The sequence below is a fragment of the Shewanella sp. VK101 genome (assembly GCF_056497865.1).
In genome coordinates, this window is sequence record NZ_CM151402.1 from 1,783,941 (window position 1) to 1,808,852 (window position 24,912).

Consider the following 24,912-nt stretch of genomic DNA (forward strand, 5'->3'; position numbering starts at 1 on the left):
GCTGATATTCAGCGGGTCAAAAGGCCGGGTTTTCCCGTCAGATTGACAGAGTTCAGCTGGCTTGCTGCAGAAACCGTTTGTTAACATTTTCTCTGGTTTAATGATTTATTCATGTTAGTCTGGTAATCAAACAAGTGTTAAATCATAATCTTGCATTATTAGGGAGGCAAATCATGGGACTGGAAGCATGCTTGACCGGAGAACATGTGATCCTCGAACCTTTGAGTCAGGATCATCTGCCGGCGTTGTCGCTGGCGGTCGCCGATGGTGAGTTGTGGCGCTTGTGGTACACCAGCGTGCCGCATCCGGATGAGATGAAGGAGTATATCCAGCAGGCTTTGGATAGTGAGCAGCGCGGTGAAGCCTTGGCCTTTGCGGTACGTAGCCGAAGCAGCGGTGCAATTGTCGGTTGTACCCGCATTTGCAACTGGGATCAGGCCAACCGCCGGCTGGAGATAGGGTATACCTGGTATGCCAAGAGCGTGCAGCGCAGCGCCATCAATACCGAAACCAAGCTGTTGTTGCTGGAATACGCCTTCGAGACCCTGGATGTGATGGCGGTGGAGTTCAGAACCCATTTTCACAACCAGGCTTCACGGGAAGCCATCACCCGACTGGGAGCCAAGCAAGATGGCATCTTACGCAATCACAGACTGCTCAAGGACGGCAGTGTCAGGGATACAGTGGTTTACTCCATCATTGACAGCGAATGGCCTGAGGTGAAACAAGGCCTCAAGGACAGGCTGGCATTTTACAGTGATCAGTACCATGCCGAACTCGCACAGTGAGTGAGCGCCACTTAGGACAATAGAATTGAAGGGAAATCATTCATGCTAAAGCAAGTTATTCGGGCACAGTCACAGGATGCCGAGATTATCTCACCGCTGTTTGATGAGTATCGCCGGTTTTATGGATATCCCAGCGAGCCCGAACTGGCGTTAAGCTTTATCAGCCAAAGGCTTAAGCGGGATGAATCCGTGATCTTTTATCTGCCGGATGAGCAAAACCAAGCCTTGGGGTTTGTGCAGCTCTATCCCGGCTTTTCTTCGCTGCAGGCGGCGCCGCTGCTTATCCTCAATGATATTTATGTCACTCAGCATGCCAGGTGTGTCGGCATAGGTCGTGCGCTGCTCGATGCCACGCTGAGTTACGCCAAAGCACAGGGCATTGATGAATTGATCCTCGAAACCCAGCGTAATAATGTCAGGGCTCAAGCGCTCTATGAGTCCATTGGTTTTGTCCGGGACAATGAATTTTTCCACTACAGTCTGACCCTAAAACCTTGAAATTCATCAGGCACTAAAGTAGCTTGCCTTCATTGATATCAAGAGGATCACCAAGATGTCCCATAAAACTGTTTTGTCTGTCGTTGCCGCCATCGGCTTATTTTCCAGTGCCACAGCACTCGCCGGTTCTGCCGAGGAGGCCTTTAGCGCCGAGTTGCAGCAATGCGCCGCCTATTATCAGATAAGTTCTGAAGCCATAGCAGCAATGAATGCACCGCAGATGGCCGCCGTTGGAGATAGACTGAAACAATCTGCCAAGGATGCCGAGGCTTTGGCCGCCCAGTACAGTTCGGCACAGGATGCCGAGAAGGGCGTGGCTGCGGCCCGTGCCGAAATGCTGGAAACAATGGGTAACAGCAAGAGTTTGGGTGGTTTGATGAGTCAATACAAAGACAGCTGCAAAACCATCTTGGCCGAGCCGCAAAAGCGCCTCGACTACTGGATAATGGCCAACATGTGATGCAATAAAATGCGGCCGCAGCTTGTCTCTTTGTCCATGGGAGGGAGACACTATGCTTTTGAGTCTGTTATTGGCTGCTTGTATCATCTTGTTCGCGCTGGTGATTGAGTTCTGGCCCAGGATCCGTTCCAAAGCCCGCGAACGCCGGCAAGGGGCAGCTTGGACGCAGGAAAACCATGGCCGCGCCAACAGGCGTGAACAGCAAGACTGCTTTGCGGATCTCAGTTTTGCGCCCTTCTTGCTTACTGCTGCTCTGGCCTTGATAGCCTGCGCGTTTGAGCTGATGCCGGCAACTTATGTGTTTGGTTTAATACTCTTTATTGTTCTCAACCTACTTCTCTTGATGGTCTGGCATCTCTATGCCAGACTGCTTGGCGGGCAAAAAAGTGGCCAGAGCCTGTTGCCGCCGCTGCTTTACGGCCTCGCGGCCCTGTTTGCCTGGATAGGGGCTATGCCATAAGTCAGCCCATAAGTCAGGCCCTAAGCCCGATTCCAAGGCAAGAATTCATGAGCCCGGCCCGAATTACACCAAGAGGCGTTGCATCGGCCTCAAGCTGTTTGAGGCATCACAGCATTGGTTCTCGGGCGCTGAAATGTCAGCTTACAATTAGCTTGCGGTCCGGCGCTGGAATTTGGCATTAAATAGGGAACTTGCGCCTTTATCCAAGGTTCAAAGCTGCAGACAATAACAAGGAGTGGTTGAGCGCCGGTCGCAATACCCACCAAGAGCAATGATAAAGCTTCAACAACTTTGCAAAACCTATCAGATGGGCGACGCTTGTGTGCGTGCGCTTGATGAAGTCAGTTTCGACATTCAAGCCAATGAATTTGTGGCCATCATGGGGCCATCGGGTTCAGGCAAGTCGACGCTGATGAATATCATCGGCTGCCTGGATAAACCCAGCAGCGGCAGTTACCTGCTCAATGGCGAAGAGGTGGGACAACTGGATGATGATGCCTTGTCCGCGGTGCGTAACCGCCAGATAGGTTTCGTGTTCCAGAGTTTTCACCTCTTGCCGAGACTCACGGCGCTGCAAAATGTGATGCTGCCGCTGAGATACAGTCCAGAAGGGCAGGGCGATGAAACCCACGCCATAGAATTACTGAGGCGTGTCGGGCTGGGAGAGCGACTGGATCACAGGCCCAACCAACTCTCGGGCGGTCAGCGTCAGCGGGTGGCGATAGCCCGCTCCCTGGTCAATCGCCCGGCCATTTTGCTGGCCGATGAGCCCACAGGGGCGCTGGACAGCAAGACTTCGCTTGAGATCATGGCGCTGTTTACCGAGCTGCATGCCGCAGGGCAAACCATTATTCTGGTGACCCACGAAGAGGAAGTGGCCGCTTACGCCCAGCGGGTTATCCGCATGCGAGATGGTTGCCTGCAGAGTGACAGGAGGGCTAATGCGGCCTGATTCTCTTTTACTTTTGAGCCTGGCGGTCTCGGGCCTGACTTTTTCAAGCTTGGCTGTTTCAGGAAGCGCCATAGCGGTGGCAGCCGGCTCACCTTCTTCGATAGCTTCTCCATTGGAGCCTCTAACGGACAAGGTGACGGACGCCAAGTCGCAGCCCGCCGCGCAGCTGCTACTGACAGGTAAAGTCAGTTCCGCCAAGTCGCAGACTTTCAGCGTCCCCAAGGCCGGTGATGCCTGGCGCTATCAAATTCAGTGGATGTTACCCGAGGGCTCTTTGGTGTCCCCTGGGCAAGTGGTGGTGGTGTTTGACAAGAGTCAGGTAGCCAATCAGATAGAACAGTTGGAAGCCAGCATGCTCAGGGTATCGGCGCAGGAGCAGAGCCAGTCCATAGAGCTCAAGTCCAAGGTATTGCAAGCCAGATTTGAGCTGAAAAAGCAGTTACTGGAGCAGGAAAAGGCGCAACTGGTAGCGGCCGTGCCGGCGGATTTTATTGCTGCCAAGGAGTACGCCGACAATCAGTTCAAGCTGTTGCAGATAAACGCGGAGGTGACCAAGGCCAAGCAAGCACTGGCCGAAGCTCTGGATACCGAGAAGGCGACTCTGGCACAGCTGAAGATTGACAAGGAAAAGGCGGCGCTCGAGCTGGCCCAGGCCTTCAAGGACTTGGACAGCCTGGAGCTGAAAGCCGAAATCGCCGGCCCCTTGCTGCTTGGACGGGACCCTTGGAGCAACAAAAAATTCGAGGTGGGGGATACGGTGCAAGTGGGGCGACAAATTGCCACTGTGCCAGCCATGGAAGATCTGGAGGTGATCGCCTGGGTCAATGAGGTGGACGTGGATCGCCTGAAACCCGGGCAAGCCGTCACCATGAGTTTGGATGCGGAAATTGAGCGCGCCTTTCCCGGACAAATAGCCAGTATCGGTCGCCAGGCCATCAATTTACCTGCCTGGGGCCGCAGTAATTGGTTCGAAGTCGGGATCCGTTTCAAGGCGCCTGAGGATATCGCCATGATCCCCGGCATGAGTGTGCTGGTGGAAACCGGAGGCAAACATGAAGCGTTTTAGTTTGGCCTGGTTGGCACTGCTTGCGCTGAGCGCCTGCAGTGATGGGGTGAGCACTCAGGTGGTGCAGGGGCCCTTGAGTCAAAAAATAGAAGTCACCGGCGAGCTGGTGGCGGCCGATACCGTGTCTTTAATGCCGCCTGTGATGCGGCGCATCTGGCAATACCAGGTCAAGCAACTGGCGCCCGAAGGCAGCGAGGTGGAAAGCGGCGAGATGGTGGCTCAGTTGGATACCTCGGAACTGACCCAAAGGTTGTCGGTCAAATCGGCCGAGCTTGAGGCAACGGTGCAGGACTTGCAGACTTCCAAGCTGCGTAATGCCAAGAAGATGGAAGAGCTCAAGTTGCAACTGGCGGAGGCCAAAATGGAGTTGGACAAGGCCGAGCGTAAGTTTGCCCTCTCTGATGACACCGTTGCGGCGCTGGATAAAGAAAAGTACCAACGTGACGCGGTGATCGCCCGTGACAAAGTGACTCTGGTGCAGCAACAACTGGTGCTTGAGGCAGAGAGCGCCCGGCAACGGGAAGCCATGCTCGACGGAGACCGGCAGAAGTTCGCTGCCGAAGTGGCGGCGCTGAAAAAGGGTATTGCCTCGATGACCTTGGTGGCGCCCCGTGCCGGTATGGTGGTTTATGGCAACGATCCTCAGGGCAACAAGCTCAAAGAGGGCCAATCTGTGTTTGCCGGTGATGTGGTGTTGTCTATCCCGGATCTCGACAGCATGCAGGTCAATATGGCGATCCCTGAAGTAGAAGCCCGCAGAGTTAAACTGGGCCAGCAACTCAAGATCCGTCTGGATGCCAATCCTGATAAAGTATTTACAGGAAAAATCAAAGAGTTGGGCGCGGTTTTTCGTAACAAAAGCCAGGAGGTTCCTCTGGTGGTGTTCGATGCGGTTGCCAGCATAGACGAGCCGGATACCGAGCTGATGCGTCCGGGAATGACCGCCAAGATCAGCATAGAAATTGCCGATGACAGCCAGCGTACTCTGGTGGCTCAGGATGCGGTGCATTACGAGGCCGGTCATCCTTATGTGCTGCTGGACGGGCTCTTGGGGGCTCGCAAACAGTCGGTGCGGGTTGGTGCCATGGGTGGTGATCAGGTTGAAATACTCTCCGGTTTGCAGGTGGGCGATGAGGTATTGCTGCCATGAAGAATCATTCGCTAATCGCTTGTGCCTTGATAACGCAGGCCTTAATAGCTTTGGCCTTGAGTGGCTGCCAACCAAGCGGCAACGATGGTGTGCTCACCATGACAGTCAGCCGCGGCGAGTTTCAGGTCAATATCCCCGCCAGCGGTGAGCTGGAAGCGGCGCAGTCCACTCCCGTTGTGGTGCCCACGGGGTTACGTGGGCCTCAGTCCCTGGCCTGGATCCAGAACAACTTTACCCAGGTTAAGGCCGGGGATGTGGTGGCGAGGCTCGATGATACAAGGGAGTCGTTTCGCTTGCAGATGGAAGCCTTCGACTTTGAGCGCTTGGCGCAGGATGCACAGATCCAGACAGAGAAAGATCTCACCTTGAGCCAGAGTTTGACTCTGGGAAGCAAGGTTACAGGTAATGAGCGGGAGTTGGCCGAGCGCTTTTTCAGTGAAGATGAGCGGGTCTACACCAAAATCGACATCATAGATCAGATGCGCAACAAGGAATATCTGGATGCCAAGCTGGATTATTTTCAGTGGGGCGGCACTCAGCACCAGGCGCAGGCCGATGCCGAGCAGGCGCTTATCAAGCTGAAACAGAAAGGCCATCAGGCCAAGATGGACAGGTATCAGGGCAATCTATCACAGATGGAGATCATCGCGCCGCACGATGGGCTGTTTGTCTATCAGGCTGGCTGGGATGGCGCCTTTCCTGTGGTGGGTGACATGATCTGGTCCGGATTCCCCATAGGTATATTGCCGGATACTTCCGTGATGCAAGCAAGGGTCTATGTGCTTGAATCGGAAGCTGTGGGGCTCGCCATCGGCAAGCAGGCCACCGTGACTCTGGATGCCTATCCTGAGAGGCCTTTTAGCGGCACAGTGACCCAGGTCGATGCGCTGGCCAAGCCCAAAGACAGAGATAGCCCGGTAAACTATTTCCAGTTCACCATCAGCCTGGATCAAACTTTGCCGGCCATTATGCAGCCGGGAAGACAAGTGAACGCCAAGGTACAGGTGCTGGATCTCAATGATGTATTGACTGTACCCAATCAAGCCCTGTTTCAAAAAGATGGGCGCTACTGGGTGTTTCTTAAGCAGGGCGGCGGCTTTGTGCGCCGGGATGTGACTCCGGGGCACAGGTCCCTTAACCGCACCGAAATTACCGCCGGGCTAAATCCCGGTGATGTAATAGCCCTGACAACCCCACCCAAGAGGAGTCAGCTATGAGTCCGGTGATAGGGCTATGGCAAGGATTTGCCCAGGCGTTCGATGAGATGCGCCACCATAAGCTGCGTACCGCCTTGACGTTGCTGGGGATGATATTCGGTGTCGGCGCCGTTATAGCCATGCTCAGCGTCGGTGAGGGTGCCGAGCGTGAAGCTTTGAAGATGATTGAATCCATGGGGGTTCGCAATCTGGTGGTCAACAGCCGCAGCAATGACGGCGAGGCGCTGAAATCGATTCGTGAACACAGTGTCGGCCTGAGCCTGCGTGATATCGACAGTGCCAGAGACACCTTGCCTTTTATCCAGGATTGGGGCGCCGCCAAGGAAGTAAAGGCCTTCAGCCTGTTTTCCGCCGAAGGGCGCAGCGATGCCAGTGTGATGGGAGTGACTCCCAGCTATTTTGGGCTGACATCGCTCAAGCTCAGTGAAGGGCAGATTTTTACCGAGCAGGATCAAGTTTACTTTCGCCAGGTCGCCGTGTTGGGGCCAGAGGCGGCCCGCAGCCTGTTTCCCAAGGGCGATGCCCTTGGCAAGAACATCAAGATTAACCATCAATGGTTTACCGTGGTGGGTATCTTGGCCGATGCCAATCGCGGTAAGTCCAAAATCCAGGGCGTCAAGCTTGGGGGCGAGCGCAATCAGGTGTTTATTCCACTGTCGAGCGCCCTGAAAAAGATGCAGTTCAAGGCGCTTGAAGATGAGCTGGACATGATCAAGCTGTCGCTCAGGGAAGAGGTTGAGCCTTCGCTGGCGGCCAAGAGCCTGAATCATCTGTTGCAGCGCCGTCATGGCGGTGAGAAGGACTATGACATAGTGGTGCCGGCCGACCTTCTGGCCCAACATCAGAAGACCCAACAGATCTTCAATATCGTCATGGCCTGTGTCGCCGGGATCTCGCTTCTGGTGGGCGGAATTGGCATTATGAACATTATGCTGGCCACCATTTTGGAGCGCACCGCCGAGATAGGTTTGCTGCGGGCGCTGGGAGCCAGGCGCAAGGATATCGCCCGGCAGTTTTTGATTGAAAGTATCGCCATTTCGGCTACCGGCGGTCTGTTTGGCATAGTCGTAGGGCTGGGACTGGCGCTGCTTATATCAACTGCGGCCGGTTGGCCTGTGGCTTGGTCTCCCTTTGCGATACTGCTGGCGCTCGGGGTTTGTATGAGTATTGGGGTCGGCTTTGGCCTCTATCCGGCGCAGAAGGCGGCCAAACTGGATCCCATTATTGCCTTGCAACGGGACTGACAGAGGTTTCTTTCTCCTCTGTCAGCGGCTTTGGCGCCATGGACGGCGCTCGCAAGGGCGTGTTCTGCAAAAGCGGCAAGGGTTAGACAGGCGCTTTATTGTCATTGTGTCGATGTTTCTCTGAAGAGAAACTGTCGGCACACAAACCCTGCCTACAACTCTGCTGATCTGTTTGATCTTGTGATTAAATATAGGAACTTAATTCATTTAAGGAAAGCGGGCAGGTCATTTCATGGATGCATTGCAACAACACAGAGCCCAGGTCAAGCAGCAACTCTATCTATGGCATTCGCAACATCTTGTCTCGGGGGCTGCGTGGCGCAAAGCCTTGGGGTTACTGCCATCACCTGGGGTCAAGCAGAGCCTGAGCTTTTTCAACCCTCTGCTGCTGGGTAGCGCTGCGCTCTGTTTTGTTTCGGCGCTTATCTGCTTTTTTGCCTACAACTGGGCCGCTTTGCCGCGCATGGGCAAGTTGGCGTTATTGGAAACCGGCTTGCTGGGCTGTTTGTTGTTGGCCTTTGCGTTGAGCCGACGGTTAAAGCTACCCCTTGCCGACAAGGCACAAGGCGCTTTGCCCTGGCTCCTGTTTGCGGCCTGTGTGTTTGTCGGCGTCTTGCTGGCCTTTATCGGCCAGAGCTATCAGCAAGGGGCTGACAACTGGCAGTTGTTTGCCGTGTGGGCACTGCTTATTTTGCCCTGGGTGGTGTTTTTGAAACTGGAAGCCGGTTATCTGCTGCTTATCTTGCTGTTGAACCTGGCCCTGTGCTTGTTACTGCAGATAACCTCATTGCCGTTTGCAGACCTGTTTAGCTTGCTGGGGGATGACAGGCTCGCCATCCCTTGGTCACTGTTTGCGCTTAATTGGCTGCTGCATCAATGCCTGCTTCGTTTTGCGCTGACAGACAAGCACGGCATCCCCCTCAGCGAGGTAACAAGCGGGCTGCTGAGTTGGGGCTTTTTGTTGTTGGCGAGTTGTTGGACACTGTTCGACTCCTTGAGCGCACAGCAGTTTATTGCTGTGGTTCTCTACGGGGTTGTTGCCGCAGCGCTGATACGAGGCTATCACACAAGGCGTAAACTCTACGGCATGGCGCTCGGGCTTTTCGGCACGGCAGCGCTGTTTGATCTCTGGTTGCTGCGCTTGCTGTCTGAAGTGCTTGACGGTGATGCCGTGGTACTGTTGTTTGCCCTGATGACGCTTTGCGTGCTGCTCAGTGCCTCAGTCGTCGCCTTGCTGCTAAAGCGCTTGCAGGCTGACTATCTGGCCGCTGCACCAGAGCAACAGACCCAAAAATACAAGGATGCGACAGCCGACACAGAGCCCAGGGAGGATGAGCAAATCGTCCTTAATGCGGACAGCCTTTTCTGGCAACGGCTGCAGCAGGCAGGCATTGTCTCGGGGGATGTGGCACAAGAGACACCAGAGTTGCAAAGTCCCTGGTATCTCAAGGCGATGCTTATCCTGTTTGGCTGGTTAGCCGGGATCTGTTTGCTGGGTTTCATCGGCACCAGCCTGGCGTTATTGTTGGACGATATTCAGCCTGGGTTGTTGCTGAGCCTGGCGCTGGCGGCATCTGCAGTGGCCTTTGGTTTGAGCCGAGGTCAAAGTGGACTGTTTATCTCTCAGTTTGCCTTGAGCTTTGCCGTGGCCGCCTTGGTGCTCTATGGCATAACCTTTGACGAGCTGCTGTTTGAAGTGGCTTCCTGGCGCTGGTGGTTGATGCTGGCCCTGGTGGCCTCGCTTCACTGGTATCTGCTGCCACCTTATTTGACCCGGTCCAGTTGCGCGCTGCTGGCATTATTGGCCTTGATTGCGCTGCTGCAGACTCTTTCATTATTACCCTTGGTGACGCCGGCACTGCTACTGGGCTTTGTGCTGCTTTGGCGCCATGAGGCCGACTGGGGCAAGACGCCGCTTCGCTGGCGCTCCCTTGCCATGGCCATGACCTTGGCGCTGCTCTTTTGTCAGACGCCGCAATTGGTTTGGCTGGAAGGTGTCTGGGAGTTAAAGGATACCGGTGTGAGCCTTGCTATGTTGCAGGGCGCGCAATGGTTACTTGAAGCTTTGCTGCTGTGGCAACTTTGGTGTCTTTTCGGCAGTCGAATGAACGCAATCCGGCATCAATTGGATGGGCGTTCGCAGGTGCTGTTGTTACTGGGACTGCTGTCGGCCTTGGTTTGGTTTTGGTGGATCCCCGGGCTTATCGCCGGCGCGTTGGTCGCGGTTTTCGGCTTTGTGCTGGCCGAGCGCTTGCTGCTCTGGCTCGGGGTCCTGGCTATGCCGGTCTACTGCGGTTATTACTATTACTCGTTACAGCAAACCTTGTTGGAAAAATCCTTGCTGCTGATGTTGCTTGGCGTGAGTCTGCTACTGCTCTGGTTTGCGCTCAAGCCTTTGAGCGACAGGCCTGAGTGGCTGGCGGCGCAGAATGGAGGAGAGCAGTCATGAAACCGAAATTGACGCCAAAAATCATGGGGTTGTGCCTCATATGGGGGCTGCTTTGTTTGCTGGCCATCAACATTTCCGTGTGGCAGAAAGAGCAGCTCTGGCAGCACGGTGAGCCCATTTTGCTTGAGCTGGCCCCGGTGGATCCCCGCTCGCTGATGCAGGGGGATTATATGCAACTCGACTATAAATTGGCCCGGAACCTGGCCAATGAGCTGCGTGCAAAAGGGCAGTTTCAGGACAATATGCAGGGCTGGCTCAGAGTGAGTATCGATGAGCAGCAGCGTGCCGCTTTTGTGGCGCTGGAGAGTGACCTTGAGGCTCATTTGTTGCAGCAGCAAAGACGCTTGCCGTTTAAAGTCCGTCAGGGAGAAGTGCAATTGGCGAGCCAGGCTTTTTTCTTTGAAGAGGGCCAGGCCGAGCATTTCAGCCAGGGACGTTATGGCGAGCTGAGATTGGGCGCTGACGGGGAACTGATGTTAGTGGGCTTGCGTGACGGCCAACTTAAGCCGCTTTGAACCTAAGAGTGGTAACGCCATGTTCTTAGAGCACTAGAGTTACTCAGGCGCTTTCAATTTTGTCTCCAAGCTAACCCCTTGATAGGACTAATTAACTAACACTAAAGTTTGGTAAATATTTTACATGTTGCAACTTGATTGTAACCTGTGGCCTTTATAGTGGCTGCATCTCCGGATGCGGGGATGTGGAAATAACATTACTTATTGATAAATAAGAAAATCACTATAATCAGGATATATTTCAGGGGTCAATATGTTAACCAAGGCAAGTCTGCTTGCCCTGGCCGTGGGCAGTGTTGCTGCCCAGGCTCAGGCGAGCGAGCAAGTGATCATTTCCGAATATGTTGAAGGCTCAGGCAATAACAAGGCCATCGAACTCTTTAACGCCGGCAGCCAAGCTGTCGATCTCAGCCAGTATCAGCTGGATATCTTCTTCAATGGCAGTAGCAGTGCAGGCAGCAGCATTGCCCTGAGCGGCATGCTGGCCGCCGGTGGCACTCATGTATTGGCCGACAATGATGCCGACGCTGCAATCCTGGCATTGGCGCAGCAAACCAGCAGCGCCAGTTTCTTCAACGGTGATGATGCCCTGGTGCTGAGCCGTAATGGTGAGGTGGTCGACAGCCTGGGCCAGGTTGGGGTGGATCCCGGCTCCGAGTGGGGCAGCGGTGATGTTTCCACTCAAAACAATACTATAAGGCGTAAGCTGGACAACTTGAGTGCGGATCTCGACCCCTTCGATGCGGTTGACCTCAGTGGTTGGGACGGCTTTGCCATCGATAATATCGACGACCTGGGGGCCTTTGGCGGTAATGCCGGCGAGCCGGGTGAACCGACAGATCCCGGTAATGGCGCCTTGGTTTGCGGCGATGCGGCTACACCCATTCATGCATTGCAGGGTAGCGGCGAGGCCAGTCCATTGGCTGGTGAAACCCTGGAAGTGGAAGCAATAGTCACCAGCAACCAGGAAGCGGGTCTCAAGGGATTGTTCCTGCAGATGGCCGATGCCGAGGCGGATGCCGATCCTTTGACCTCGGAAGGGGTGTTCCTGTACACAGGCAATAGCGCCAGTGGCTATCAGGCAGGCGACCGAATTCGGGTGCGGGCTCAGGTCACTGAATATCAAGGCCTGACCGAACTGACCAATGTCAGTGCCAAGGCCTTGTGTGCCACATCACAACCTCTGCCGAGTGCAGCCAGAGTGAGCCTGCCGGTCAATGACAGCAGTGCACTTGAAGCCTTCGAAGGCATGTTGGTCAGCTTTGAGCAGCATCTTACGGTAAACGAAGTCTACAACCTTGGCCGTTATGGTGAGGTGTTGCTGGGTTCTAGCCGTCACTTTATCGGTACTCAGGTGGCCAATCCCGGCGCCGATGCCTTGGCGGTCACGGCAGCCAATGCCCTGGATTCCATAGTGCTTGACGATGGCCTGACAGCACAAAACCCGGATCCTGTTATCTATCCGGCCCCGGGTCTGAGCGCCGCTAACCCGCTCAGAGTCGGTGATACTGTCACAAACCTCACCGCGGTGATGCATTACGGTTTTGGCATTTACCGTTTGATGCCGGTCGATACCGTCAACTTTGTTGCCGCCAATCCCAGAGCGTCCGAGCCTGAGTTGAATCGTCTCGATGCCTTGACAGTTGCCAGTTTCAACGTGCTCAACTATTTCAACGGCGATGGCCAGGGCGGCGGTTTCCCCACGTCCCGTGGCGCCGATACTCAAGAGGAGTTTGAGCGCCAACGAGCCAAGATAATCGCGGCGATGAAAACCATTAACGCCGATGTCTTCGGGTTGATGGAAATCGAGAACGATGGTTTCGGCAGTAACTCGGCAATTGCCGATCTGGCCCGCGGTCTCAACGACGCCATTGGCACTGACAGCTATCGCTATCTGGCGCCACAGGTTAATCGTATTGGCAACGATGAGATCAGTGTCGGTATTCTGTATCGTCAGGACAGAGTCACCCCAGAAGGGGTAGCGGCGATTCTGGACAGCAGCAATTCGGCGCTGGATGACAATGGTCAGGTGCTGTTCAACGATGGCAAGAACCGTCCCATGCTGACCCAGAAGTTTAGCGTCAACGACAGTGAGGATAGCTTTGTGGTGGCGGTCAACCACCTCAAGTCCAAGGGCAGTGATTGTAATGCGCTGGGCGATCCCGACATGAACGACGGCCAGGGTAACTGTAATCTGACCCGAACCCGCGCAGCCATGGCGATAGGCCAGTTCCTGCAGGTAGAATATCAGGATGACAAGGTGCTGGTGATAGGGGATCTCAACGCCTACGCCAAGGAAGATCCACTGACAACCCTGGCCAATGCCGGTTACGCCGAGCTGTTTGGCGAGCTTGGTAAACCTTCAGCATACTCCTATGTGTTCTCCGGTGAGTCGGGACAGCTAGATCATGCACTGGCCAATGAAGCCATGCTGGCCAATGTTCGTGATGTGACCGAGTGGCATATCAATACCGATGAACCCAGGGTGCTGGACTATAACACTGAGTTCAAGACGCCGGAGCAACTGCAAAGTTTCTACAGCAACGATGCCTTCCGTTCATCGGATCACGACCCTGTGATCATCGCCCTGGACTTTGCCGCGGCCAATCAGGCACCGGTTGCCGAGTTCTCAGTGCAGCAAAATGGTGCCGCGGTGGCGCTCTCTAGCACTTCGAGTGATAGCGACGGTGAGTTGGTGAGCCAGGAGTGGGATCTGGGTGACGGTACTCAAGCCTTTGGCGAGCAAGTGAGCCATGAATACCAGCAAAGCGGTGTCTACCTCATCACTCTGACCGTGACCGATGACAAAGGTGCCCAGCACAGTGTCAGCCGTGAGGTAACCGTTGAGATAGCCCCTGAGCCGACCGAGCCTGTGGCGGTTATCCGTCATCTGGATCTTTGGCTGCTGCAGGTGTTTATCTCCGAGAGCTATGATCCTGACGGTTATATCAAAAAGCAGCAGTGGCGCTTCAACGATGGGCGTAGATTCAACGGCCCGGTTGCCATGCGTATTGGCGGTCGTGCCAATGAAGTGACACTGACAGTGACCGACAATGATAAGCAAAAGGCCAGCACCAGCCTGAGCTTCTAATCAAAAATACCCGAAAAGGTAAAACGCCCCCAATAGCTAAGGCAATTGGGGGCGTTTCTTTTGTGCATTTAATCAAGAGCAGCGTTTAACAGCGACTTGATACTTGCCTGCACCTTGTTTAGAGCTCTATAACATCAAACTCAACCGCCGGATTAACGTCGGCATCATAGTCTATGCCTTCGATACCAAAGCCAAACAACTTGAGGAATTCGGCCTTGTACTCACGGTAGTCGGTCAGCTCACTGAGGTTTTCTGTGGTGATTTGTGGCCAGAGATCGCGGCAATGCTGCTGGATATCTTCTCTCAGTTCCCAATCATCCAGGCGCAGGCGGTTGGCATCGTCTACTTCTGGCTTGCTGCCATCGGCCTTGTATAGGCGCTCGCTGAACATACGGTAAATCTGTTCCATGCAGCCTTCATGCAGGCCTTCTTCGCGCATCTTCTTGAAGACCATGGCGATATACAGTGGCATTACCGGAATAGCCGAACTGGCCTGAGTGATCACACTCTTGAGCACAGCGACATTTGCACTGCCACCCTTGGCGGCCAGTCTTTGGTTCAGTTCGCCGGCGGCGCGGTCGAGATCCATCTTGGCTTTACCCAGAGCGCCATGCCAGTAGATAGGCCAGGTCAGCTCTGTACCTATATAGCTGTAAGCTACTGTCTTGCAACCATCGGCCAGCACGCCAGCCTTGTCGAGGGCATCTAGCCACAGTTCCCAATCCTGACCACCCATCACAGTAACAGTATCTTTGATTTCCTGCTCTGTCGCCGGCTCAACCGAGGCTTCAATGATGGTGTCTTTGTTGGTGTCCACCGCGGTAGAGCGATATGACTCGCCGATAGGCTTGAGGGCCGAGCGGATCACTTCGCCGCTGTCTGGCAGTTTGCGTACAGGCGAGGCCAGTGAATAAACCACCATGTCTATCTGGCCCAGATCGGCCTTGATCAGCTCAATCACCTTGGCTTTGGCTTCATGGCTGAAGGCATCACAGTTGATGCTCTTGGAATACAGGCCTTCAGCCTTGGCAAACTTGTCAAACGCCGCCGAGTTGTACCAACCGGCTGTGCCGGGTTTGGTCTCAGTGCCGGGCTTTTCAAAAAAGACCCCGATAGTGGCAGCATCGGAACCAAAGGCGGCGGCAATACGGGAGGAGAGACCATAACCACTGGAAGAACCTACCACCAGTACTTTCTTGGGGCCATTGGCTATCTTGCCTTTGGCCTTGGTGGTGTTGATCTGCTCCAGCACGTTGGCTTCACAGCCCAGAGGATGAGTAGTGGTACAAATGAAACCACGAATTTTAGGTTTAATAATCATGTCTTAGCTTCTTCTTCCGAAAACTGTCATTAGGATAAGTATTTCAACTCTAATTGGTACTGATTTTTTCAAAAAGCCTGCCGACGGGGCAGTGGTTGGAGCAGTTTGAACCCTTATCAACGCTTGCGGGCCAGTTGTGCCTGCTCCTGTAATAATCTTTGGGTGTATTCGTGTTGCGGATCATTGAACAGGGTCTCGGTGGCGGCTTTTTCCACCATCACCCCCTTGTGCAACACCATGATCTTGTCGCTTACATGGCGGATAACATTGAGATTGTGGGACACAAAAATATAGGAAAGCCCCATCTCTTTTTGCAGCTTGAGCAGCAGGTTGAGGATCTGGGCCCGCACCGAGAGATCCAGCGCCGTCAGAGCTTCATCGGCGATAATGATCCTCGGGTTGAGCATCAAGGCCCGGGCCACCGCCACCCGCTGTTTCTGTCCTTCGGAAATCATGTGGGGATAAAACTCCACGTGTTCCGGCAGCAAGCCGACTTTGCGCAAAGTCTCAACCACTTGCTCACTGCGGGCATGGGCCGAGAGCCGGGTATTGAACCTCAGCGGCTCATTGAGCAGTTCCCCTATGGTCAGCCTGGGGTTGAGTGAGGTATTGGGATCCTGGAATATCATCCGGATAAGTCTGCAGCGCTGTTTCAGATCATGGCTGTCGAGCGGCTCACCATTGAACAGAATTTGCCCGCCGCTGCGATACTCGGCACCGACCAAAATACGGGCCAGAGTACTCTTGCCGGAGCCGGCTTCACCGGCAATGGCCAAGGTTTCGCCACTGTTGAGTTCGAACGAAATGGGCGCCAAAGCCTCAGTATATTGGCGGCGAAAGCCCTTGTAGCCGCTGAAGTAGCGTTTGCTCAGGTCCGTGACTTTAAGCAAGGGAGTCGTCATCAATAGGCTCACTCTGATAAGGGAAATGGCAGGCGTAATATCTGTCTTTATGATGGCTCAGTTGCGGTTGTACCACGCATTGTTTGCGGGCTTCCGGGCAGCGAGGCCCCAGGCGACAACCTATCGGCAGATGTTGCAGCGCCGGCACTGAGCCAGGCAGGGTCGGCATCAGCGTTTTGTGGGCTGCAGGGCCTGAGTAGTCCGGCATATTATCCAGCATCGCCTTGGTATAGGGATGATAAGGCTGCTCAAGTAGCTCTGCGGTAGGGCCGGATTCCATCACCTGACCGCTGTAGAGCACAGTCAGACGGTTACACCAATTCGACAGTGTGTCCAGCTCGTGGCTGATCAGCAAGATGGCGACGTTCTGCAACTGATTGAGCTGAGTCAACAGACGAAATATCTGCGCCTGGGTACTGGGTTCCATCGAAGCCGTGGGTTCATCGGCGATCAGCAACTTGGGACGATTGGCGAGCGCCATGGCGATCATCACTTTCTGGCATTCGCCTTCGGAGAGTTCCCAGGCATAGCTTGCCAGCACCCGCCGCGGCTCTTTGACCCCCACCTTGTGCAACCATTTTTGTGCTGTAAGACGCCGCTCTTTACCGCGGCGCCAGAAAGGTGCCTGCTTATTCAGCGGCATGGCTTCAATCAATTGGCTGCCCACAGTAAGCGCCGGGTCAAAGCTGCCGGAGGGATCCTGAAATATCATCGACATATCAGAGCCCATAAGGCTGCGCCGCTCTGCCTGATTCATTTCCATCAGGTTGCGGCCATCCCACATCATGCGATCGGCGGTGACAGTCCAGTTGGGGCCGGGGATCCCGAGAATGGCCCGCGCCATGAGAGAGCGGCCCGAGCCGGATTCACCGACCAGACCATGGATTTCACCGGCATTGACTGTCAGGCTGACTTTTTCCAGCGCCTTGACCCGCCCATGGGGCGTGTCCAGTTCTATGGTGAGATTACGAATATCGAGTAACGGCATAATCAGTTTCTGATGGGCGCAAGCGCCGATCTCAGTCCATCGCCGACCAGGTTGACGGCCAACACACTCAGCAGGATAGCGGCTCCCGGAATGGTCACTGTCCAGGGAGCGGTCAGCAGGTTATCCAGGCCCTGGAATACCATGGCACCCCATTCGGATTTGGGCGCCTGGGCACCGAGATTGAGGAAACCCAGCGCGGCGATATCCAAAATGGCCGCCGATATTGCCAGCGTTGTTTGAATAATTACAGTCTCCCAGACATTGGGCATAATCACAAACCAGAATATCTGCAGACCATTGGCGCCATCCAACTTGGCGGCGGTGACATATTCTTTTTGCAACTCTTCATGCACGGCTTGATGTATGGCGCGAACAAACTGAGGCGTGAGCGCGATACCCACGGCCCAGAATACGTTCATCAGCCCGGGGCCCATTACCGCCACCACCAGAATAGCCATCAAGAGTGATGGAATCGACAGCAAGGCATCGAGCAGGTGCCCTAGGATACTGGACTTGAGGCCGCGCATCATCCCCGAGAATGAACCTATGATAAATCCGACCAGGAGCGCGGTGGCGACAATCGCCAGCGCCATGCCGAAGGTGTAACTGGTGCCGTGCAGCAAGCGGGAAAAGATATCCCGGCCGAGATCGTCTGTACCGAGAAAGTGCTCAACCGTGCCGAGATCGTCCCAGGATGGTGGCAGTAACAGGGCGTTGGGATCTTGAAAATCGGCCGGGTAAGGGGCAATCATGGGCCCGAACATTGTCAGGATCAGCAGGCAGAGCACGCCCCAGAGCCCGGCAAGCGCAAAAGGATTGGCGGCAAAGGTACGCCAGAGCTTGAGGCTGGGGGATGGAATATCGTCTTCCTGATAAATCTTAATTTGAGGCATAGAGTTCCTTCCTGCTGAGCGGATTGGTGGCTGTGTGCAGCACTTCAATCAGAATACTCAGAAAGATAATCAGCAGCGCTACCGCCAGTGTGCCGCCCTGGATCACAGTGTAATCCCGTTGGTAGATACCTGATACCAGCCAGGAGCCGACCCCGGGCCAGCTGAAGATCACTTCCACCACTATGGCATAGCTGGCAAATGGCCCCAGCATAAGTCCCAGGTGCTTGAGCAGGGGGATCAAGGCATTGGGCAGGGCGTGGCGCAACACGATTTTACCCGTGGGCAGGCCTCTGGCCTCGGCGGCACGGATATAGGTCTGGTTCATCACATTCATCATCGCCGAGCGGGTAATACGTACCACCACGGTAAAGGGCAACACAGATAAGGTCAGCGCCGGCAGGATAATGTGCAAGGCGGCATCCTTAAAGGCGGATAAGCGGTATTGCGAGTCGGACAGCAGGGTATCTATCAGCATAAAACCGGTCACAGGTTTGATCTCATAGAGCAGGTTTATCTGCCCGGAAATTGGCAGCCAACCCAGTCTGACCCCGAACCAGAGTGACAGGGACAGCCCGAGCCAGAATACCGGAATCGAGTAACCTGTCAGTGTTACCGCCATGATGGCGTTTTGGGTCAGTTTCTGTTTACTCAGCGAGGCCAACACCCCCAGCGGCACCCCGAAGATGATGGCAAACAAACCGGATACAGTCGCCAGTTCGAAAGACGCCGGCAGTACCGCCAACAGCTCTTCTGCCACCGGTCTTTGAGAGGTCACAGAAATGCCGAGATCGCCACTGAGCCTCTGCCCCAAGTAGCCAATAAACTGAGAAAAGGAGCCGCCATCGAGATGATAGTCGGCGATGATTTGTGCCTCCTGGGCATCACTCGGTGCCTGGATCCCGGTCAGGGCATAGATGCGGTCCACCGGAAACAAACTGGTGGCGTAGAAGAGTACACAGATAAGGATGAGTGAGGTGGCGACAAAGAGGTTAAGCCTGCGCAGCAGATAAGCGGCCATCAGTTTTGCTCCTTGGCGGGCGGTGTTTTTTTCTCAACAGCCGGTTTGTTGCCGTGGCCTATATTGGCAAAGGCGATGCCGCCAAAAGGCGTGAGGCTGGTTTCGGTCACGCTGGCATTCTTCAGTGCCATACGTTTGGCATGAGCCAGGCTCACCAACGGCATATCCTGTGCCAGAATCGCCTCGGCCTGGTGGTACAGCAAACTTCGGCTTTCTCTGTCGGTCACGCTTCTGGCCTGGTTGAGCAGGGCGTCAAACCTGGGGTTACACCAGCGAGAACGATTGTTGTTGGAGGCGATGGAGCCACAACTGAGTAAGGGGGTAAAGAAGTTATCCGGATCGCTGTTGTCGGCGTTCCAGCCGATGAGTACCGAGTCATAATCACTGCGTGCCAGTTTTTGGGTGAACACACTCCAATCGTAGTTGACGATATTGACCTTGACACCTATGGTCGCCAAATCGGCCTGGATCAGCTCGGCGGTCTTCAGCGCATTGGGGTTGTATATTCGTGCCACAGGCATAGCCCAGATATCCAGCTCCAGTTTATCTATGCCGGCTTCATCCAGCAGCGCTCTGGCTTTGTCAGGGGCATATTCATAACTCTTGGCCGAATCGGAATAGGCCCAGGAGGAGGGTGGCAGAATACCGGTTGCCTCGACGGCTGTGTCCTGATAAACGGCCCTTAGCAGGTTTTGCTTGTCGATGGCGTAGGCCAGCGCCCGTCTGACCCTGACATCATTGAATGGCGGCTTTTGGGTATTGAAGGCCCAATAGGCCACGTTCATCCCGGGGCGGCTTTCCAAAACCAGGTTGTCGTGCTGCTCAACAACCGGCAACTCACCGGCCTTGGGCAAGGCCGAGACGCTGCAATCGCCGGTGATCAGCTTGGCCAGGCGGGTAGTGCTTCGCGGCGTGATATCGAACACCAGCATTTCAGACTGCGGCATATTGCCCCAGTAACCTGGGTGGCGCCGGTAGCGGATATATTCATTCTTAACGTATTGCACCAGCATAAAGGGGCCTGTTCCTATCGGCTGGTTATCCAACTGCTGCGGGCTGCCTTGGGCAAGAACCTGATCGGCATACTCTTTGGAGAGGATCACCGCAAAGTCGGTGGCCAGGTTGGAAAGGAATGAGGCATCGGGCTGGGTGAGTTCAAATCTTACTCGATATTCGCCCTGTTTGCTGATGGATTTTATCAGCCCGGCAAAACCTATGCTTTGGAAGAAGGGGTAACCGCCCTGAGCTACCTCATGGAAAGGGTGCTGCTTGTCTATGATGCGATTGAAACTGAACAGCACATCATCTGCATTGAAATGCCGACTGGGGTGAAAGTAGGGCAGATCGTGAAACTGGGTACCCTGGCGCAGCTCAAACTCATAACTGAGGCCGTCTTCGCTTATCTGCCACTCGGTTGCCAGTGCCGGAATGATATCACCGCTCTCGGGATCATAATCCACCAAGCGGCTGTAAATTTGGTGCGAGGTGGCATCGATTGTGGTTCCCGAGGTCACCAGCTGCGGGTTGAACGACTCGGGATTGCCCTCGGAGCAGTATACCAGGCCGGAGGGCACTTTCTGTTGACCACAGCCGCCAAGCAGCATTGTCAGAGCCAGGCCGGTCAGTATGCTCCCGGTCAGCTTCAGGCGCCGGCATGAGCGGAATAAACGCCCTGCCACAAGATCTCCGTAGAGCTTGCTCCTGGAAACTCGCGCCATTGCATCAGAGTCTCGCCCGGGGCGTAACGTCAGCAGATTCATTGCAAAATCGTTAGTTATTCAGATGTTGACCGAACATTTTAGCAGTGCAGCCGTTACCTGGGCAATCGGCTTATGCCTTATCGAGCAAATTGTATTTTTTCAGTATGCCTCTGAGCTGATGGTAGCTAAGTCCCAGTAGCTCTGCGGTTTTCTTTTGATTGAACTGGCTGGCACTGAGCGCACGTTGAATAAGGTCGGTCTCGAAGTCCTCACAGCACTGTTTGAAGTCCACCGGGAACTGTATCTGGTTTGCCGAAGGTTCCGGGCTATCGTTTGTCGGTGCGGCGGCACTGCCGACAAGAACTTCATTGCCAACTTCAGCGGTCGCCAGCTGGCGACTATGGGTCTTGACCCGCTTGGTGGGCCGGTAGGGCGAGGCAAAGGGGTCGAGCACTATGTTTTCAATCGGTTCGGGGTTATGGCCATGGCGATAGACGCTGCGCTCTATGGCGTTTTTTAGCTCCCGAATATTACCCGGCCAGCTGTGATCCATCATGGTCGCCACGGCTTCGGCGGCAAAACCGGTAAACAGCTCCAGCTTGAGCTGACGCGCCATCCCCACGGCAAAGTATTCGGCCAATGGCAAAATATCTTCCCGGCGGCAGCGCAGCGGCGGCAGGGTGATCACATCGAACGCCAAACGGTCGAGCAGATCGGCTCGAAACTCGCCGGCTTCTGCCAGACTGGGTAAGTCTTCATTGGCGGCGCAGATTAGGCGTACATCGGCATTGAGGGTCTTGCTGCCGCCCACCCTTTCATATTCACCATATTCAATGACCCGCAGCAGCTTCTCCTGAATGAGGCCGGACGTATTGGCCAGCTCATCAAGAAACAGGGTGCCGCCGTCGGCGCGCTCGAAGCGGCCTTCATGACGCCCCTTGGCGCCGGTAAATGCGCCGGACTCATGGCCAAACAGCTCACTTTCCAGTAGATTTTCACTCAGAGAGGAACAATTGAGCTTGATAAAACTCTGATCCCAGCGTTGGGAAAGATAGTGCAGACGTTCGGCGATCAGCTCTTTACCCGTCCCCCGTTCACCTATGATAAGCACAGGTTTGGACAGTGGTGCGATTTGGGAAACGTGCTCCAACACCTCCAACAGGGCATTGGATTGACCGATAAGATTGTCTTGCTGATAGGGATTGGCCACGATAACAGTTAGTCTTTAACGCTAATAATTGGTGAAAATCATAATATGCGGGTAGGTTAAATAAATAAAGAGAAAGTTAAAATTTATATTAACATATTGATTTTAAGTGGTATTTTAAAGTTGGCACGGGATCTGTATTACAAGAACCGAGACCCACAATAAATGTAGAGGACAGGATTATGGGAATTTTCACACGTTTTGCCGACATCATTAATGCCAACATCAGTGCCTTGCTGGACAAGGCGGAAGATCCGGAAAAAATGGTGCGCCTGATCATTCAGGAAATGGAAGATACCCTGGTTGAAGTGCGTTCTACTTCGGCTAAAGTATTGGCAGAGAAGAAAGAGTTGCTCCGCCGTATTGGCAAAGTGCAGCTTCAGGTGCAGGATTGGCAGGAAAAGGCCGAACTGGCACTGACCAAAGACAGGGAAGATCTGGCCAAGGCCGCGCTGGTTGAAAAGCAAAAAGCCGCTACCCTGGCGCAGACTCTGGAGCAAGAGCTCGAGGTAGTTGAAGAGCATATTGCCCGCCTGAAAGAGGAAGTGGGTCAACTGCAGGAAAAGCTGGCCGATGCCAAGGCACGCCAGAAGACTATCATAATGCGCAAGCAAACCGCTTCTTCACGCCTGGAAGTGAAAAAGCAGCTGGATTCCAGCAAAATTGACAACGCCATGCTCAAGTTTGAACAGTATGAGCGTCGCATCGAAGGGCTGGAAGCTGAAGTTGAGTCCTATGATCTGGGTGGCAAAAAGTCCAGTCTGGAAGAGGAATTTGCGGCACTCAAGGCCGAAGACTCTGTCAGCGCCGAGCTGGAAGCCTTGAAGGCCAAGGTGAAAGGCGATAGCGCCAAAACCAAAAAATAATACAGACTCAGAGGTGATTTATGGATATGGACTTACTGCTGGCACCCCTGATTATCTTCATGATCTTTGTGGCGCCAATCTGGTTGATTCTGCATTACCGCAGTAAACGTCAGGTGAGCCAGGGGCTTACCGAGGCAGAGTTCAAACAGCTTAACGACTTGATAGACACAGCTGACAAGATGGGCCAAAGGATTGAAACGCTGGAAGCCATCCTGGATGCCGAGTCCCCGGAATGGAGGCAACGTCATGACTGAATCAGGCAAGCGTACTCTTTACCGCATTCCCCAGCAAAGGAAGATAGCCGGGGTCTGTGCCGGGGTAGCCGAGTACTTTAATCTGGAACCTTGGTTGGTTCGGGTGGTGGCTGCTTCCATCTTCTTGCTCGGTGGCTCAGGCATAGTGGTTATCATCTATCTGCTGCTGTGGATGATACTGGATGTCAAACCTTGGACCGCCAAAGACACCCATAAGGACATTGGGGTCAAGAAAAAGGTCTGGCAAGCCGGGGAGCCCGCCAAACAGGCGCTCAGAGATGTAAGCAATCGCTTTCAATCGCTGGAGCATAGGCTCAGGGCACTCGAACAACATGTCACCTCTGAGCAGTTCGAGTTGAAAAGACAGATCAATAACCTATAAATCCTTGTTCAAGGGGCGGTGCTTACCGCCCCGTTTGTTTGTATCAGGAGAATTATGGCAAGCGTCAGGCAAAAGTTCGGCAAACTCAAACACAAAACCCGCGAGTTGGCACAACGCACCACAGACAGGCATCTTAGGTTGGCGGTTACCGGCCTTTCCGGTGCAGGCAAGACGGCCTTCATTACCGCGCTGGTGGATCGACTGCTGCGCGCCGGCACTGAGGCTGATGGCAGTGGCTTACCCCTATTTCAGGTGTGCCGTGACGGACGTTTACTCGGTGTCAGGCGGGAGCTGCAGCCTGATTTGACCATAGCCAGTTTTGACTTTGATGCTGCGATTGCCAGCTTGACCGCAGCCAAGCCCAGTTGGCCGGCATCGACCCGCAGTATCAGTGAGCTGCGGCTGACGCTCAAATATGTGCCTACCAAAGGGATGCTGGCAAAACTGGCCGACAGCGCCAAACTGCATCTCGACATAGTCGATTACCCCGGGGAGTGGCTGCTGGACTTACCCATGTTGAGCCAGGACTTTAACCGCTGGTCCGAAACCCGCTTTGCCCGGCAATCAACCCTGGAAGCCTCGACTCTCTACCCTAAGTTTGCTGCGGCGCTGGCGACGCTGGATTTGTACGCCGATGCCGACGAGCAGGCGCTGGCCGCCATGGCCGAAAGTTATCGGTTACTGCTGCTGGATCTGGTGCAACAACAGGGATTTTATCAAGCCCAGCCGGGGCGAATGTTGCTCCCCGGAGAGCTGGCCGGTACGCCAATTTTGGCTTTTTTTCCCCTGTTACCCGAGCAACTCCAAGATAAGCAGCAACTGGCATCTGCCGGACGTCGCAGCAATTATCAGGTGCTCAGGCACAGATATCAGCAATATCTGGCCAAAGTGGTCAAGCCCTTCTATCAGGAGTATTTTGCCGGTTTCGACCGTCAGTTAATTCTGGTGGACTGCTTCAGCGCCCTTAATCGTGGCAAGGCGCAGTTTGAAGATATGGCCGAAGCGCTCAATGCCATCAGCGCCAGCTTCCAGTATGGCCAGTCCAATTTGCTGCGACGTTTGTTTGCTCCTCGAATAGATACTCTGCTGTTTGCTGCCAGTAAAGTCGATCAGGTGACCCGGGATCAGCAGGGCAATGTGTTGTCACTGCTCAGCGCCATGTTGGCGCCCAGTCGGCAACAGGCCGGATTTGCCGGCAGTCGGGTGGAAACCATGGCCATCAGCGCCATCAAGGCGACCCGTCACGGTATGGTCAAAGATGCCGATGGCGTGGAGGTGGAAGTGGTCTGTGGCCGACGCATGAGCGATGGCCAGAAGGTGACCCTGTATCCGGGCGAGGTGCCCAGAGCCTTGCCTGAGCAAGCGTTCTGGCAAAGGCAGGGATTTCATTTCTGTGAGTTTGCGCCGCCAGACAGCCAACCGGAACTAGGCTATGAACATATCCGGCTCGATCACCTGCTGGAGTTTCTTTTGGGCGACAAGTTGAGGTAA

At 54.5% G+C, this 24,912-nt stretch carries 23 protein-coding genes; 16 read left to right on the plus strand and 7 right to left on the minus strand.

What is annotated here, in order from left to right:
* Positions 1-173: 173 nt before the first annotated feature.
* The 12 genes from ACSHSR_RS08055 to ACSHSR_RS08110 all read left to right on the plus strand — a co-directional run bounded on the left by ACSHSR_RS08055 (position 174) and on the right by ACSHSR_RS08110 (position 13,890).
* On the plus strand, positions 174-788 hold the full coding sequence (locus ACSHSR_RS08055; RefSeq protein WP_025887132.1) for a GNAT family N-acetyltransferase: 615 nt from the start codon (positions 174-176) through the stop codon (positions 786-788).
* Between the two features lie 42 nt (positions 789-830).
* Positions 831-1,286, plus strand: coding sequence for a GNAT family N-acetyltransferase (locus ACSHSR_RS08060; RefSeq protein ID WP_025887133.1), 456 nt, complete (start codon positions 831-833; stop codon positions 1,284-1,286).
* Positions 1,287-1,341: 55 nt separating this feature from the next.
* Positions 1,342-1,746, plus strand: a complete 405-nt coding sequence (locus ACSHSR_RS08065; protein ID WP_025887134.1) for a hypothetical protein — start codon at positions 1,342-1,344, stop codon at positions 1,744-1,746.
* Positions 1,747-1,798: 52 nt separating this feature from the next.
* The gene (locus tag ACSHSR_RS08070) at positions 1,799-2,206 is read left to right on the plus strand and encodes a hypothetical protein (RefSeq protein ID WP_109247371.1); all 408 of its coding nucleotides are present in this window, start codon (positions 1,799-1,801) and stop codon (positions 2,204-2,206) included.
* Between the two features lie 271 nt (positions 2,207-2,477).
* Positions 2,478-3,158: an ABC transporter ATP-binding protein gene (locus ACSHSR_RS08075; protein WP_025887136.1), complete on the plus strand. Its 681-nt coding sequence runs from the start codon at positions 2,478-2,480 to the stop codon at positions 3,156-3,158.
* The gene (locus tag ACSHSR_RS08080) at positions 3,148-4,224 is read left to right on the plus strand and encodes an HlyD family secretion protein (RefSeq protein ID WP_044734751.1); all 1,077 of its coding nucleotides are present in this window, start codon (positions 3,148-3,150) and stop codon (positions 4,222-4,224) included. Before ACSHSR_RS08075 ends, ACSHSR_RS08080 begins: the two co-directional genes overlap by 11 nt.
* The gene (locus ACSHSR_RS08085; RefSeq protein WP_107005378.1) at positions 4,211-5,374 is read left to right on the plus strand and encodes an efflux RND transporter periplasmic adaptor subunit; all 1,164 of its coding nucleotides are present in this window, start codon (positions 4,211-4,213) and stop codon (positions 5,372-5,374) included. The genes ACSHSR_RS08080 and ACSHSR_RS08085 overlap by 14 nt, the downstream gene beginning before the upstream one ends.
* Complete coding sequence (locus ACSHSR_RS08090; protein ID WP_025011213.1) at positions 5,371-6,591, plus strand: efflux RND transporter periplasmic adaptor subunit; 1,221 nt, start codon at positions 5,371-5,373, stop codon at positions 6,589-6,591. The genes ACSHSR_RS08085 and ACSHSR_RS08090 overlap by 4 nt, the downstream gene beginning before the upstream one ends.
* Complete coding sequence (locus ACSHSR_RS08095; RefSeq protein ID WP_025011214.1) at positions 6,588-7,835, plus strand: ABC transporter permease; 1,248 nt, start codon at positions 6,588-6,590, stop codon at positions 7,833-7,835. The genes ACSHSR_RS08090 and ACSHSR_RS08095 overlap by 4 nt, the downstream gene beginning before the upstream one ends.
* A 232-nt stretch (positions 7,836-8,067) precedes the next feature.
* Positions 8,068-10,284 carry a DUF2157 domain-containing protein gene (locus ACSHSR_RS08100; RefSeq protein ID WP_109247366.1) on the plus strand — a complete coding sequence of 739 codons (2,217 nt, stop codon included), beginning with the start codon at positions 8,068-8,070 and terminating at the stop codon, positions 10,282-10,284.
* Entirely contained in the window at positions 10,281-10,799 is a 519-nt protein-coding gene (locus ACSHSR_RS08105) for a GDYXXLXY domain-containing protein (RefSeq protein WP_201314568.1), read from the plus strand. Before ACSHSR_RS08100 ends, ACSHSR_RS08105 begins: the two co-directional genes overlap by 4 nt.
* Positions 10,800-11,052: 253 nt before the next feature.
* Positions 11,053-13,890: an ExeM/NucH family extracellular endonuclease gene (locus ACSHSR_RS08110; protein WP_109247365.1), complete on the plus strand. Its 2,838-nt coding sequence runs from the start codon at positions 11,053-11,055 to the stop codon at positions 13,888-13,890.
* Between the two features lie 118 nt (positions 13,891-14,008).
* Here ACSHSR_RS08110 and fabV read toward each other — a convergent pair whose 3' ends face one another.
* The 7 genes from fabV to pspF form a co-directional block, all read right to left on the minus strand.
* Entirely contained in the window at positions 14,009-15,211 is a 1,203-nt protein-coding gene (fabV, locus tag ACSHSR_RS08115; RefSeq protein WP_025887141.1) for an enoyl-ACP reductase FabV, read from the minus strand.
* A gap of 116 nt (positions 15,212-15,327) precedes the next feature.
* Positions 15,328-16,113: a peptide ABC transporter ATP-binding protein gene (locus tag ACSHSR_RS08120; RefSeq protein ID WP_025011219.1), complete on the minus strand. Its 786-nt coding sequence runs from the start codon at positions 16,111-16,113 to the stop codon at positions 15,328-15,330.
* Entirely contained in the window at positions 16,094-17,101 is a 1,008-nt protein-coding gene (locus ACSHSR_RS08125; RefSeq protein WP_129979313.1) for a peptide ABC transporter ATP-binding protein, read from the minus strand. Before ACSHSR_RS08125 ends, ACSHSR_RS08120 begins: the two co-directional genes overlap by 20 nt.
* Positions 17,102-17,103: 2 nt before the next feature.
* Positions 17,104-17,994: an ABC transporter permease subunit gene (locus ACSHSR_RS08130; protein WP_028780445.1), complete on the minus strand. Its 891-nt coding sequence runs from the start codon at positions 17,992-17,994 to the stop codon at positions 17,104-17,106.
* Positions 17,981-19,012 (minus strand): ABC transporter permease, encoded by a 1,032-nt coding sequence (locus ACSHSR_RS08135; RefSeq protein ID WP_025011221.1) that lies wholly within the window; start codon positions 19,010-19,012, stop codon positions 17,981-17,983. Before ACSHSR_RS08135 ends, ACSHSR_RS08130 begins: the two co-directional genes overlap by 14 nt.
* The gene (locus ACSHSR_RS08140) at positions 19,012-20,616 is read right to left on the minus strand and encodes an ABC transporter substrate-binding protein (RefSeq protein ID WP_412496997.1); all 1,605 of its coding nucleotides are present in this window, start codon (positions 20,614-20,616) and stop codon (positions 19,012-19,014) included. The genes ACSHSR_RS08135 and ACSHSR_RS08140 overlap by 1 nt, the downstream gene beginning before the upstream one ends.
* Positions 20,617-20,842: 226 nt before the next feature.
* Positions 20,843-21,922, minus strand: a complete 1,080-nt coding sequence (pspF, locus tag ACSHSR_RS08145) for a phage shock protein operon transcriptional activator (protein WP_479631399.1) — start codon at positions 21,920-21,922, stop codon at positions 20,843-20,845.
* 179 nt (positions 21,923-22,101) lie between these two features.
* On the opposite strand from pspF, the gene pspA reads away from it, so the two are divergent.
* Genes pspA through ACSHSR_RS08165 form a run of 4 tightly spaced genes read left to right on the plus strand, consistent with a single transcriptional unit; the run spans position 22,102 to position 24,912 of the window.
* Positions 22,102-22,785, plus strand: coding sequence for a phage shock protein PspA (pspA, locus tag ACSHSR_RS08150; RefSeq protein ID WP_025887146.1), 684 nt, complete (start codon positions 22,102-22,104; stop codon positions 22,783-22,785).
* Between the two features lie 20 nt (positions 22,786-22,805).
* Entirely contained in the window at positions 22,806-23,039 is a 234-nt protein-coding gene (gene pspB / locus ACSHSR_RS08155; RefSeq protein ID WP_025011223.1) for an envelope stress response membrane protein PspB, read from the plus strand.
* A complete protein-coding gene (gene pspC / locus ACSHSR_RS08160; RefSeq protein WP_025887147.1) occupies positions 23,032-23,421 on the plus strand; it encodes an envelope stress response membrane protein PspC in 390 nt (129 codons plus the stop codon). Before pspB ends, pspC begins: the two co-directional genes overlap by 8 nt.
* 54 nt (positions 23,422-23,475) lie before the next feature.
* On the plus strand, positions 23,476-24,912 hold the full coding sequence (locus ACSHSR_RS08165; protein WP_025011225.1) for a YcjX family GTP-binding protein: 1,437 nt from the start codon (positions 23,476-23,478) through the stop codon (positions 24,910-24,912).